Origin of the sequence: Novosphingopyxis sp. (genome assembly GCF_965218915.1) — a bacterium.
GTDB lineage: Bacteria > Pseudomonadota > Alphaproteobacteria > Sphingomonadales > Sphingomonadaceae > Novosphingopyxis.
In genome coordinates this window covers 446,405-458,474 of sequence record NZ_OZ244708.1, presented here as the reverse complement: position 1 = coordinate 458,474, position 12,070 = coordinate 446,405, and the positions used below count along the sequence as shown (strand labels likewise).

11 protein-coding genes and 1 tRNA gene are annotated in these 12,070 nt (G+C 64.9%); 3 read left to right on the top strand and 9 right to left on the bottom strand.

What is annotated here, in order from left to right:
• Window positions 1–6 precede the first annotated feature (6 nt).
• Entirely contained in the window at window positions 7–552 is a 546-nt protein-coding gene (locus tag ACOQPC_RS02270; RefSeq protein WP_420607052.1) for a hypothetical protein, read from the top strand.
• A gap of 11 nt (window positions 553–563) precedes the next feature.
• Here the strand turns inward: ACOQPC_RS02270 and ACOQPC_RS02265 are convergent, their stop codons facing one another.
• The 6 genes from ACOQPC_RS02265 to ACOQPC_RS02240 all read right to left on the bottom strand — a co-directional run bounded on the left by ACOQPC_RS02265 (window position 564) and on the right by ACOQPC_RS02240 (window position 7,257).
• Window positions 564–1,181: a DNA-3-methyladenine glycosylase family protein gene (locus tag ACOQPC_RS02265; RefSeq protein WP_420607051.1), complete on the bottom strand. Its 618-nt coding sequence runs from the start codon at window positions 1,179–1,181 to the stop codon at window positions 564–566.
• A 13-nt stretch (window positions 1,182–1,194) separates the two neighbouring features.
• Window positions 1,195–1,932 (bottom strand): 23S rRNA (guanosine(2251)-2'-O)-methyltransferase RlmB, encoded by a 738-nt coding sequence (gene rlmB, locus ACOQPC_RS02260; RefSeq protein WP_420607050.1) that lies wholly within the window; start codon window positions 1,930–1,932, stop codon window positions 1,195–1,197.
• 203 nt (window positions 1,933–2,135) lie between these two features.
• Window positions 2,136–2,221, bottom strand: a tRNA-Tyr gene (locus tag ACOQPC_RS02255).
• A gap of 440 nt (window positions 2,222–2,661) precedes the next feature.
• On the bottom strand, window positions 2,662–4,500 hold the full coding sequence (locus tag ACOQPC_RS02250; protein ID WP_420607049.1) for an acetyl/propionyl/methylcrotonyl-CoA carboxylase subunit alpha: 1,839 nt from the start codon (window positions 4,498–4,500) through the stop codon (window positions 2,662–2,664).
• 144 nt (window positions 4,501–4,644) lie between these two features.
• Window positions 4,645–5,058, bottom strand: a complete 414-nt coding sequence (locus ACOQPC_RS02245; protein ID WP_420605590.1) for an endonuclease domain-containing protein — start codon at window positions 5,056–5,058, stop codon at window positions 4,645–4,647.
• A 594-nt stretch (window positions 5,059–5,652) separates the two neighbouring features.
• Window positions 5,653–7,257: a carboxyl transferase domain-containing protein gene (locus tag ACOQPC_RS02240; protein ID WP_420607048.1), complete on the bottom strand. Its 1,605-nt coding sequence runs from the start codon at window positions 7,255–7,257 to the stop codon at window positions 5,653–5,655.
• A 190-nt stretch (window positions 7,258–7,447) separates the two neighbouring features.
• On the opposite strand from ACOQPC_RS02240, the gene ACOQPC_RS02235 reads away from it, so the two are divergent.
• Together ACOQPC_RS02235 and ACOQPC_RS02230 are read left to right on the top strand one after the other, a co-directional pair.
• A complete protein-coding gene (locus tag ACOQPC_RS02235; protein ID WP_420607047.1) occupies window positions 7,448–8,302 on the top strand; it encodes a glutaminyl-peptide cyclotransferase in 855 nt (284 codons plus the stop codon).
• A gap of 192 nt (window positions 8,303–8,494) precedes the next feature.
• Window positions 8,495–9,658, top strand: coding sequence for an ATP-binding protein (locus tag ACOQPC_RS02230; RefSeq protein WP_420607046.1), 1,164 nt, complete (start codon window positions 8,495–8,497; stop codon window positions 9,656–9,658).
• A gap of 132 nt (window positions 9,659–9,790) precedes the next feature.
• Here the strand turns inward: ACOQPC_RS02230 and phoB are convergent, their stop codons facing one another.
• The 3 genes from phoB to pstB are packed head-to-tail and all read right to left on the bottom strand — an operon-like array spanning window position 9,791 to window position 12,060.
• Window positions 9,791–10,486 (bottom strand): phosphate regulon transcriptional regulator PhoB, encoded by a 696-nt coding sequence (phoB, locus tag ACOQPC_RS02225; protein WP_420607045.1) that lies wholly within the window; start codon window positions 10,484–10,486, stop codon window positions 9,791–9,793.
• A gap of 10 nt (window positions 10,487–10,496) precedes the next feature.
• Window positions 10,497–11,177, bottom strand: coding sequence for a phosphate signaling complex protein PhoU (gene phoU / locus ACOQPC_RS02220; RefSeq protein ID WP_420607044.1), 681 nt, complete (start codon window positions 11,175–11,177; stop codon window positions 10,497–10,499).
• Between the two features lie 25 nt (window positions 11,178–11,202).
• Complete coding sequence (gene pstB / locus ACOQPC_RS02215) at window positions 11,203–12,060, bottom strand: phosphate ABC transporter ATP-binding protein PstB (RefSeq protein ID WP_420607043.1); 858 nt, start codon at window positions 12,058–12,060, stop codon at window positions 11,203–11,205.
• Window positions 12,061–12,070: the final 10 nt, after the last annotated feature.

The window sequence follows — 12,070 nt, the reverse complement described above, 5'->3', positions numbered from 1 at the left end:
TCTCGCATGATTCGCAAATGGCCTCCGTTTCGAAACTGGCTCGCCGCGGTCGGGCTGGCTTTGTCGCTGTGTCTCGGCCTGCCCGCCGCCGCGCAGGCCGAAGTCGTCGCCACCTTCTACAGTCAGGATTTCGGCGACAGCTTCCCCCACGCCTTCGTCAAGCTGAACGGCACCGACGACGCGACCGGCGTCGCTGTCGACACCAATTACGGCTTCACCGCGGTCAATATCGGGCCGGGCATATTGTTGGGCTCGGTCAAAGGCCGGCTCGACGTCGCCAATCAGCGCTATATCGATGCCAGCGACGCGCATTTTTCGGTGCGCCTCAGCGACGCGCAATACCGGTCGCTGGTCATCGAGGTGCGCCGCTGGGCCGGCCTGCCGCAGCCGAGCTACAGTCTGGGCAAGGCCAATTGCGTTCATTTCATCGGCGCGATGGCCACGTCGATCGGTCTCAGGATCAACGAGAAGACCGCGTTCTGGAAGAAACCCAAAAGCTTCCTGCGCGAGGTGAAGGGCCTCAATCCGGGCGTGCTGCCGCCAGCCGGGTGAGCGCAAGCCGGTCATAGCGCCGGATTGTCGTAGACATGCCAGGTGAGCAGCGCCGCCGCGCCGCGGTGCGGGGACCAGGTCTCGGCCAGCCGTCGTGCTTCTTTCTCGGCGGGCCGCGCGTCCAGCTCCAAAATCTTGTGGAGCCCCGCCTGTACCGCCAGATCGCCTGCGGGCCAGATATCGGGGCGCCCCTCGGCGAACAGCAGATAGATTTCCGCCGACCAGCGCCCGATGCCTTTCACGCGGGTGAGATAGGCGATCGCTTCTTCGTCATCGCCCGGCAAGGCGTCGAGCGGCAGCTCGCCCGACAGGATCAGCGCGGCCAGCGAGCGCGCATAGCCCTGTTTCTGCCGCGACAGCCCGCAGGCGCGCAAGGCATCGAACTCCTGCTCGATCAGCAGCTCGGCAGGGCAATTTGGCCCCAGCACCGCCTCCAGCTTGTTCCAGACCGAAGCCGCCGCGGCCACGCTGACCTGCTGGCCGACGATGGTGCGCAGCAGCGTGGCATAGCCGCGTTCCCGAATGCGCGGTTCGGGATAACCCGCCGCGGCGACCGCGCGCGCCACCGCCGGTTCGTGCGTGCCCAGCGCGTCCAGCGAAGCGGCAATCTGTTCGGCGGTCAGGCCCATCAGCGCGTCCTCATCACCGCTGCGCCGCCGCGTAGAGCGCGATCGCCGCGGCGTTGGAGACGTTGAGGCTCTCCATGCGCTCGCTGATCGGCAGCTTCGCCAGATGATCGCAATGCTCGCCGACATTGTGGCGCAGGCCCTCGCCCTCCGCGCCCAGCACCAGCGCGTTGCGCCCCGGCGTCAGCGCGTCCGGCAGCAGCACCTCCGATTCGCCCGCCAGTCCAATCCGCCAATAGCCCGCCTCCGCCGCCTCGATCAGCGCGCGCGACAGGTTGACCACGCGGATCCACGGCACCAGCTCCAGCGCGCCCGACGCCGCCTTGGCGACCACGCCGCTTTCGGGCGGCGCGTGCCGGTCCTGCGTCACCACCGCGACCGCATCGAACGCGGCGGCCGAACGGAAGATCGCGCCGACATTGTGCGGATCGGTCACCTGGTCGAGGAACAGCAGCGTCGCCGTCTCGCCCGCATCCAGCACATCGGCCAGCAGCAGTTCCTCGAGCGGGGCGACCTCGGCCACCATGCCCTGATGCGGCGCGTCTTTGGGCACGTGGCGGGCGAGGTCGGTCACCTCGCAAAACTGCACCGGCATCCCCTCGGGGATGACGAGCGTGGCCGCGGCCTCGCGCGTCAGAAACAGTTTTCGGACATCGCGATCCGGATTGTCCAGCGCGGCCTCGACCGCGTGGCGGCCGTAGAAATGGGGAAGCCCGCGCTTGGCTTCCTTCCGCGCGCGTCCGCGTTTGGCCATGGTGGTCGTTCCTTTGTCTCGGACGTCATTGCGAGGAGCCGGAGGCGACGAAGCAATCCAGGGTGCGGCAGCGCTGCCACAGCGCGTGCGGCGCTGCAACCGCGCTGGATCGTCGTTTCATTACAGTTGCGCCGAGACACCCTCGCTTGCGCTCGGGAGATTTGCCGGAAATCGTCCCCCGGACGATTTCTCTTCGGCAAATCTGGTGGACAGGGCTGGATTCGAACCAGCGTACGGAAAACCGGGCAGATTTACAGTCTGCTGCCTTTAACCACTCGGCCACCTGTCCCCAGCTTCGCTTGGCTCCGACGGAGCGGCGGTCCGCGCGCGGCCGGGCCGCGGACAAGGCCGGGTCAATGGCGGTGAGGCCGGTGCATGTCAAGCGCGGGGAGGATGCGAATCGGCGATCGGGCGAGCGGGGCCTTGTAAGGTGACACGGGTGACAGGGATGGGGGCCAGAAATTGCGGTGAGCGGTTGACTTGCTTCGATGAATGGAGCCGCCGGATGGGCGGCGCGAAGGACGGGCGCTGGCATTGCGGGGATGACGATAGCCGAACCCACCCCATGTAGGACAGCGTTTCCATAAATCCTCCCGGAACGGGGGGGACCGCCGCGAAGCGGTGGTGGAGGGGCCGGGACGGTGCGTTCGGATGCGAACCCCTCGGCCCCTCCGTCACGCTGCCTTCCGGCAGCGCGCCACCTCCCCGTTCCGGAGAGGATTTTGAACTTTACGCCTCGTCCGCTTCGACCACCACCAGCGCCGCGTCCTTCTGCACCTGCGCGCCCTCGCTGGCTTTCAGCGCGGTGACGGTGCCGTCGAACGGCGCGGTGAGGCTGTGTTCCATCTTCATCGCTTCCAGCGTGACGAGCCTGTCGCCCGCCTTGACGCGGTCGCCCTCGGCCACGCCGACCGCGATGATCTTGCCGGGCATGGGCGCGAGGATCGCGCCGTCTCCGGCGGTGGCTGCGCCCGAGCCTTCGACGCGCCAGGGCGACAGCCGCCAGACCTGGCCTTCCTCGGCGATCAGCAGTTCGTCCGCGACCTCGCCGCTCGCGTTCGCGCCCACGGGCAACTCCACCGGCTCACCGTCGAGCAGGAACCAGGCGGCCGCCTTGGGCGGGGCATTGAGCCGGAAGCCCGGCATATCGGTGAGCTGCAGCAGCGCGTTCGCCTGCTCACCGAGTTCTTCGTCGGAAGGCGCGCCGCCGGGCATCAGGTCGTCGCCCGCGCGCGCGATCAGCCCGGTGTCGAGATCGGCCGCGACGAAGTCCGGATGGTCGAGCGCGCGCACCAGAAATCCGGCATTGCTCTTGACCGGCCACACCGCGCTGCCCGCGATCATGTCGCGCAGCCCCGCCCGTGCTTCCTCGCGGGTCTCGGCATGGACGATCATTTTGGCGATCATCGGATCGTAAAAGGGCGAGATGTCCGCGCCCGTCTCGACCCCCGTTTCGACCCGTCCGCTGTCGTCCAGATCGAACAGCTCCAGCCGCCCCGTGCTCGGCAGGAACCCGCTCGCCGGGTCCTCGGCATAGAGCCGGGCCTCGATCGCGTGGCCGGTGATGCTGAGCTCGTCCTGCCGCATCGGCAGCGGCTCGCCCGAGGCCACGCGCAACTGCCATTCGACCAGATCGACGCCGGTGATCTCCTCGGTCACCGGATGCTCGACCTGCAGCCGCGTGTTCATTTCCATGAACCATATCCGATCGCTACGCAGGCCATCGGAGCCGTCGGCGATGAACTCGATCGTGCCCGCGCCCTCGTAATCCACCGCTCGCGCGGCCCGGACCGCCGCATCGCACACGGCCGCTCTCGTCGCCTCGTCCATGCCCGGTGCGGGGGCTTCCTCGATCACCTTTTGATGCCGCCGCTGGAGCGAGCAATCGCGCTCGAACAGGTGGACGACGTTGCCATGGCTGTCGCCGAACACCTGCACCTCGATATGGCGCGGGCTCTCGACCCATTTTTCGATGAGCACGATGTCGTTGGCGAACGCCGCCTTGGCCTCGCGCTGCGCGGACTGCAGGGAGTCGTTGAATTGGTCTGCCGCCTCAACCTTGCGCATCCCCTTGCCGCCGCCGCCCGCGACCGCCTTGATCAGCACGGGATAGCCGATCTCGGCGGCGCGCTCCGCCAGAAAAGATGCCTCCTGATTGTCGCCGATATAGCCCGGCGTGGTCGGCACCCCGGCCGCGTCCATCAGCGTCTTGGCCGCGTCCTTCAGGCCCATCTTGCGGATCGAATCCGGCTTCGGCCCGACCCAGATCAGGCCCGCGTCCAGCACGGCCTGCGCGAAATCCGCGTTCTCGGAGAGGAAGCCATAGCCCGGATGGATTGCCTCCGCGCCGCTTTCCTTGGCCGCCGCGATGATCTTGTCGCCGACGAGATAGCTCTCGTTGGCTGGCGAGGGGCCGATAGGCACGGCTTCGTCGGCCGAGCGCACATGCAGCGCGTTGCGGTCGGCATCCGAATAGACCGCGACCGTGCGAATACCGAGCTTCCGCGCACTGCGGATGATCCGGCAGGCGATCTCGCCGCGATTGGCGATGAGGAGGGATTCAAGCATCAAATCCTCCCCGGCACGGGGAGGGGGACCGCCGCGAAGCGGTGGTGGAGGGGCCGGGACGGTGCGTTCGGATGCGAACCTCCCGGCCCCTCCGTCAGCCCTGCGGGCTGCCACCTCCCCGTTCCGGGGAGGATTTGGGGGTGCTCATATCTCATCGTCTCTGCTCCACTCTTCGCAATGCGCCACGATATGCTTCACCACCGCCTCCAGATCACGCAGCACATCGCGCGCCGCGATGCGCAATGTCCGGTAGCCGCGCGCCGCCAACATCGCGTCGCGTCGCGCGTCGCGCTCCGGCCGATCTCCGCGATCATGCGCCGCCCCGTCGATCTCGATCGCCAGCCGCGCGGAAAGGCAGGCGAAGTCGAGGACATAGGGATGGGCGGGCACCTGCTTGCGGAACTTGAACCCGCCGGGCCGCTGCTTCAGCTGCCGCCACAGCAGCACTTCGGGCAAGCTCATCTCGCGCCGCAGTTGCCGCGCCCACCGGATGGTCTCGTCGGGAGCGCCGACGGTCCGATGCTTCGCTTTCCCCAAATCCTCTCCCGAAACGGTCAAATCAAATCCTCCCCGGAACGGGGAGGTGGCGCGCCGAAGGCGTGACGGAGGGGCCGAAACATTTGCTCCATCAGGAGAGGCCCCGGCCCCTCCACCCCTCGGCTACGCCGAGCGGTCCCCCTCCCCGTTCCGGGGAGGATTTGGGAGGGGCGCACGTTCCGGTTGGCTACTATCCTAAACTGGATCACTGACGCTTCTTGCCCTTCGCCAATTTTGTAAGGATGAGATATGAATGCACCCTAGGATGCTTATAAGGTTTTTTGAGTGGATCGATTAGTCGTTTTCGCGATGAATCCCAAACCATCCAATGTGCTTCATCCGCAGCAGGTCGATAATTGCAGTAAACTAATGCATCACTCCTCAAATTCAGTTGCCCTGCCGAGCGGCCAAAATGGCTTTGCCTCTTTTTTGGGATATCATAACCAAGTTCGTTGAGTGCATGGCGTATGTCCTCCTTAGTAGTCGCACGACATTTCTCAGTTCCGTAAAGGGTCTGATATGCGCGAGAGTACGTCACGCGGGCCAACATCGCTAAGCAAGCAGCGCCGCAGTCTTTGGTCCTTAGTTGGCTAACTCGCCTTATTGGCCTCATCATCACATCCGGAACACGCCGAACCGCGCCCGCTCCGGCACCGGCGCGTTCAGGCATGCCGCCAACGCCAGGCCCAGCACGTCGCGGGTCTGCGCGGGGTCGACGATGCCGTCGTCCCAGCCGCGGGCGGTGGCGTAATAGGGATTGCCCTCTTCTTCATATTTGTCGCGGATCGGGGCCTTGAACGCTTCGGTTTCCTCCTCGCTCCAGTCGTCCGCGTCGCGGTGGACCGTCGCCAGCACGCTCGCCGCCTGTTCGCCGCCCATCACGCTGATCCGGCTGTTCGGCCAGCTGAACAGGAAGCGCGGGGAGTAGGCGCGGCCGCTCATGCCGTAATTGCCCGCGCCGAAGCTGCCGCCGATCAGCACGGTCACCTTGGGCACGCTCGCGGTGGCCACCGCGGTGACGAGCTTGGCGCCGTGCTTGGCGATGCCCTCCGCCTCGTATTTGCCGCCGACCATGAAGCCGCTGATATTCTGCAGGAACAGCAGCGGGATGCGCCGCTGGCAGGCAAGCTCGATGAAATGCGCGCCCTTGACCGCGCTTTCGCTGAACAGGATGCCGTTGTTCGCCAGGATCGCGACCGGCATGCCCCAGATATGCGCGAAACCGCACACCAGCGTCTCGCCGTAGAGCGATTTGAACTCCTGGAACTCGCTGCCGTCCACCAGCCGCGCGATGATCTCGTGCACGTCATAGGGCTGGCGCACGTCCCGCGGCACGATGCCGTAGAGATCTTCGGCGTCGAACTTGGGGGGGCGCGGGGCGGCCGTGTTGACGTCCGGCAAGCGGTCCTGCGGCAGGGTGGAGACGATATCGCGCACGATGGTCAGCGCATGCCCGTCGTTCTCGGCGACATGGTCGACCACGCCGGATTTGCGCCCGTGCAGGTCGCCGCCGCCCAGATCCTCGGCGCTGATGACCTCGCCGGTCGCGGCCTTCACCAAGGGAGGCCCGCCCAGGAAGATGGTGCCCTGTTCGCGCACGATCACGCTTTCGTCGGCCATGGCGGGGACATAGGCGCCGCCCGCGGTGCAGCTGCCCATCACGCAGGCGATCTGCGGGATGCCCTGGCTGCTCATCCGCGCCTGGTTGAAGAAGATGCGCCCGAAATGGTCGCGGTCTGGAAACACCTCGGCCTGGTGCGGCAGGTTCGCGCCGCCGCTGTCGACGAGGTAGACGCACGGGAGCCGGTTTTCCTCGGCGATCTCCTGCGCGCGCAGATGCTTCTTCACCGTCATCGGATAATAGGTGCCGCCCTTCACCGTTGCGTCGTTGCAGACGATCATGACCTGACGGCCCGAAACGCGGCCGATGCCCGCGATCAGCCCGGCGCCGGGAATATCGTCCTTGCCGTACATGCCGCCCGCGGCAAGCTGGCCGATCTCCAGAAACGGCGAGCCGGGGTCGAGCAGCCGTTCCACCCGCTCGCGTGGCAGCAGTTTGCCGCGATCCACATGGCGCCGACGGCTGCCTTCGGACCCGCCCTTGGCCGCCGTGGCGACGGCCCCGCGAAGCTGCTCCGCCAGCATATGGTTATGCGCGGCATTGGCCTTGAACGGGGCGCTGTCGGGATCGACCTGGGTGGTCAGCACCGGCGCGCTCATCAATCGGTCTTTCGGTTGGTTGCTGGCATGCTCTCTCCTGTCGCACCGCCGTGCGTAGCGACCGGCGGGCGCCATGAAAAGACGCGCGAGACAATTTGCGTTCCGCTTTCGGTTGCAGGGGGCTTCGGTTGCACGGGGCGCGCGCATCGCTTCACCGCAAATGCGATTTACGGGCGCGCGGGATCGCGGCATGATCGGCGCGATGAACCGGCCGCTTCTCGCCTCCGCGCTGCTTGCCCTGCTGCTGCCGTCCTGCGCCTCGGCCGAGCCTGCGGCGACGCAGCGGGCGAGCGCGGCGGAAACGCAAAGCGCGGCCCCGCAGCCCGCGCCCGCGCCCGCGCCGCCGCCGGTGGTGACGCCGAGAGTGGTCGCGCGCTTTCCGCACGATCCGGACGCCTTCACCCAAGGGCTGCTCTGGCATGATGGCGCGCTGTACGAGAGCACCGGGCAGCGCGAACATTCCGAAATTCGCGAGGTGCGGCTGGAAGACGGACACGTGCTGCGGAGCGCCGCCATTCCGCGCCAAGAGTTCGGCGAGGGGCTGGCGCTGTGGCAGGGCGAGCTGATCAGCCTCACCTGGCAGGCGGGCGTGGCCCACCGCTGGGCGCTCAAGGACTTCAAGCCGAAGGGTGAATTTCATTATGACGGCGAGGGCTGGGGGCTGACCGACGACGGCGCTTCGCTGATCCTCTCCGACGGCTCGCCGATCCTGCGCTTCCTCGATCCCGAGACCTTCGCGGAGCGCAGCACGCTGCTCGTCCATATGCCGGACGGCCGCGTGATCCCGCAGCTCAACGAGCTGGAATATGTGGGCGGCAACATCCTCGCCAATGTCTGGCAGACCCCCTTCATCCTGCGCATCGACCCCAAGACCGGGCTGATCACGCAGGTCATCGACTGCCGCGCGATCGTCGGCGAAATCGGCGCGACCGACGCCAACGCCGTGCTCAACGGCATCGCGTGGGACGCCGAGGGCCAGCGGCTGTTCATCACCGGCAAGCTGTGGCCGACGCTGTTCGAGGTGACGTTGCCGGGGGCGGAGTAGGGGATCAGACAAGATGCCAGTCTCTCTTTAGTCCGGCGGAGGGAGATGGGATTTTCTTTCTTTGGGTGAGGGAGGCCTTATTTCTGGCGCGACGCGTGAACACCGGTGTCTACCCAAATCTACCCAAATCTAGCGATATTCGCTAGTTATTGCTAGATAGGGCTAGCCTGTCAGCTATGACTGGAATCTGAGATGGACCCCTATCGCAACCCCTTTGCACCCGGCGCAGGCAGTCGTCCTCCCGAACTTGCCGGCAGAGACATAATTCTGGAAGCGGCCAGAATTTCATGTGGCCGGGCAATCAACGGCAAGAATGCGCGTTCGATGATGCTGCTTGGATTGCGCGGTACGGGCAAAACCGTGTTACTCAACGAAATTGGTCGGAATGCCGAGAAGCAGGGCTTGCTTGTATCACGGGTAGAATCTCCGGAAGGCGAAAGCCTCGCCCGTCTTATTTATCCGGAAATGCGCAAGGTCATGAGATCACTGTCCGCCGTGGACGCGGCAAAGCAGATCGCCACCCGTGGTCTGAAGGGGCTGCGGAACTTTGCGGCAATCTTCAAGATCGAAATTGCGGGCGTGGAAATAGGCGTGGAGCATGAGCCCGGCCTGGCCGATACCGGCGAACTTCAATATGATCTGCCAGAACTCTTCATCTTGATCGGCAAGGCCGCACAGGCTGCCGGGCGCGGTTGGCTGCTCTTGATCGACGAAGTGCAATATTTGTCCGAAGCGGATTTGTCGGCACTCATTGTGGCAATGCATCGCATCTCGCAAGAAGGCTTGCCTGTGCTGCTGGTGGGGGCGGGTCTACCGCAGATCGCACGCTTGGCCGGTGAGGCGAAGTCTTATGCAGAACGCCTGTTTCAATATCCGGCGGTGGGCGCGCTTGATACGGTTTCCGCCGGGCAGGCGATCGAAAAACCAATTATCGAGGAGGAAGCGCGCATCGCTCCGGGAGCATTGCGCGCCATTGTTGAGCGGACACAGGGGTATCCGTTCTTTCTTCAGGAGTGGGCCTCCGTGGTTTGGAACAATTCGGATGGCCCCGAGATCAAGGCTGCCGATGTGGATCAGTCCTATGATGAGACGCTTGCCCTGCTTGACGCAGGCTTTTTCAAAGTACGGATCGATCGTTTGACGAAGTCGGAGGTTCAATTTGTAAAGGCGATGGCGCAACTGGGCGACGGTCCTTATGCTATGGCAGACATTGCACAGGCCATGGGCCGTACCCAAAAATCCTTGGGTCCCGCCAGATCGAATATCATTTCAAAAGGCATGATTTACAGCACGGATCACGGATATATCGATTTCAGCGTGCCGCTTTTTGCAGAGTTCATGCGGCGCCAAGGCTGAACGAGGTTCGGCTCCAACCTCATGGTCGAAAACTCAATCCATCATGTTGTTGGAAATATCCAACCGCGGTTTTGCAATGCAGGCGCGGCCACTTTGTAGCCTTTGCACAACTTTGTTGCGTGGCTCCGCCGCTTACGCCGCGTCCTGATCCAGCGAATAGCCGGCCGAGCGCACCGTGCGGATCAGGTCCGGCCGGTCGCCCGCGTTCAGCGCCTTGCGCAGCCGCCGGATGTGGACGTCCACCGTGCGCGGTTCGATGTCGCTGTCGTGGCCCCAGACGCTGTCGAGCAGGCGCTCGCGGCTGAACACCCAGCCGGGATGCTCCAGGAAATGCTTGAACAGGCGGTATTCGGTGGGGCCGAGCGGCACCACCTCGCCGTCGCGGCGGACCTTGTGCGCGACGGTGTCCATCTCGACGTCGGCGAATTTCAGCGTTTCGCCGGCCAGCGCGGGGCGCACGCGGCGCAGCACCGCGTTGACGCGCGCGACCAGCTCGCGCGGGCTGAACGGTTTCGTGACATAATCATCCGCGCCGATCTCGAAACCGCGTATCCGGTCGTCCTCCTCGCCGCGCGCCGTCAGCATGATGATCGGCACGTTCGCGGTGGTCTCGATCTTGCGCAGCTGGCGGCACACCTCGATGCCGGACAGGTTCTCGATCATCCAGTCGAGCAGCACGATATCGGGCGTCTGCTCGCGCGCGAGCAGCAGCGCCTCCTCGCCATCGGGGGTCTGGCGCACCTCGAACTCCTCGCGCTCGAAATGCCAGCGGACGAGTTCGGCCAGCGATTCGTCGTCCTCGACCAGCAGCATGCGGGGCTTGTTCATGGTCTTCTCCTCAGCCGTCCATCTCGTCGCCGAGACTGCGTCCGGTCTGCGAGAAATAGACCATCTCGGCGCAGGTCGTGGCGTGATCGCCGATCCGTTCGAGATTCTTCGAGATCGACAGCAGATGCGCGATCTCGGTGGCGTCGGTCGGGTGCTTGGCGACATGCGCGATGAAATCGACGAACAATTCCTTGTGAATAAGGTCCACATCGTCGTCGCGGATGCACACCGCGCGGGCCATGTCGATATCGCGCCGGGCATAGGCTTCCATCGCCATGCGCACCATCTCGCCGCCGATATCGGCCATTCGGAACAGCTGTTCGTTGCCGTCGAGGAAGCCGTGGCCCTCCAGTGAGCCGACGCGCTTGGCGATGTTCTTGGCATAGTCGCCGATGCGCTCGATCACCCCGCTCATCTTGAGCGCGGCGACCAGATCGCGCAGATCGTCGGCCATCGGCGCGCGCAGAGCAATGGTCTGCACCACGCGCCGCTCGACCGCGGTCTCGATCGCGTCGATCGCCTTATCGCCCGCCACGACGATGCGCGCATTGTCGATATCGTTGGTACGAAGCGCCTTCATCGCCGCCTCCACGGCGGCTTCGGCGCGCGCGCCCATGTCGGAAATCATGCCGCGGATTTCCGACATCTCGTCGTCGAACGCCTTGACGGTGTGGCCGGCCTGCTGGTTCATAATGCTGTCCTTCCCGGGTCCGATCCTAGCCGTAACGGCCCGTGATGTAATCCTTTGTGCGCTCTTCGCGGGGGTTGGTGAAGATCTCGGATGTCTCGCCATATTCCACCAGCGTGCCGAGGTGGAAGAAGGCGGTGCGCTGCGACACGCGCGCGGCCTGCTGCATATTGTGGGTCACGATCACGATCGCATATTGGCCGCGCAGCGCGTGGATCAACTCCTCGATCTTGGCGGTGGCGATCGGATCGAGCGCCGAACAGGGTTCGTCCATCAGGATCACCTCGGGATCGACGGCGATGGCGCGCGCGATGCACAGCCGCTGCTGCTGACCGCCGGACAGCGCGGTGCCGCTGTCGGTCAGCCGGTCCTTCACCTCGTTCCAAAGCCCCGCGCGCTGCAGCGATCGTTCGACGATCTCGTCCAGCTCATTCTTGCCCGCGGCGAGCCCGTGGATGCGCGGGCCGTAAGCGACATTGTCATAGATCGATTTGGGGAACGGGTTGGGTTTTTGAAAGACCATGCCGACGCGGGCGCGAAGCTGCACCACGTCCATGCGGGGCGCGTAGATATCTTCGCCATCGAGTCGGATGTCGCCCTCGACGCGCGCGCTCGGGATGGTGTCGTTCATCCGGTTGAGCGTGCGCAAAAAGGTCGATTTGCCGCAGCCGGACGGACCGATGAAGGCGACGACATTGTCCATGCCGACGTCGATCGAGACGTCGTTGATCGCCTGCTTGGTGCCGTAGAACACATCGACGTTGCGCGCGGCGATCTTGGGATCGGCAAGACCGGTCGCCTCCGACGGCACCCCGGTATCGACGTCGTTGTCCCGCGCTATCCGCGCGAGCTGATCATTGAGTCTGTTGTCGGTGTTGTCTGTCATCGGGAGGGTA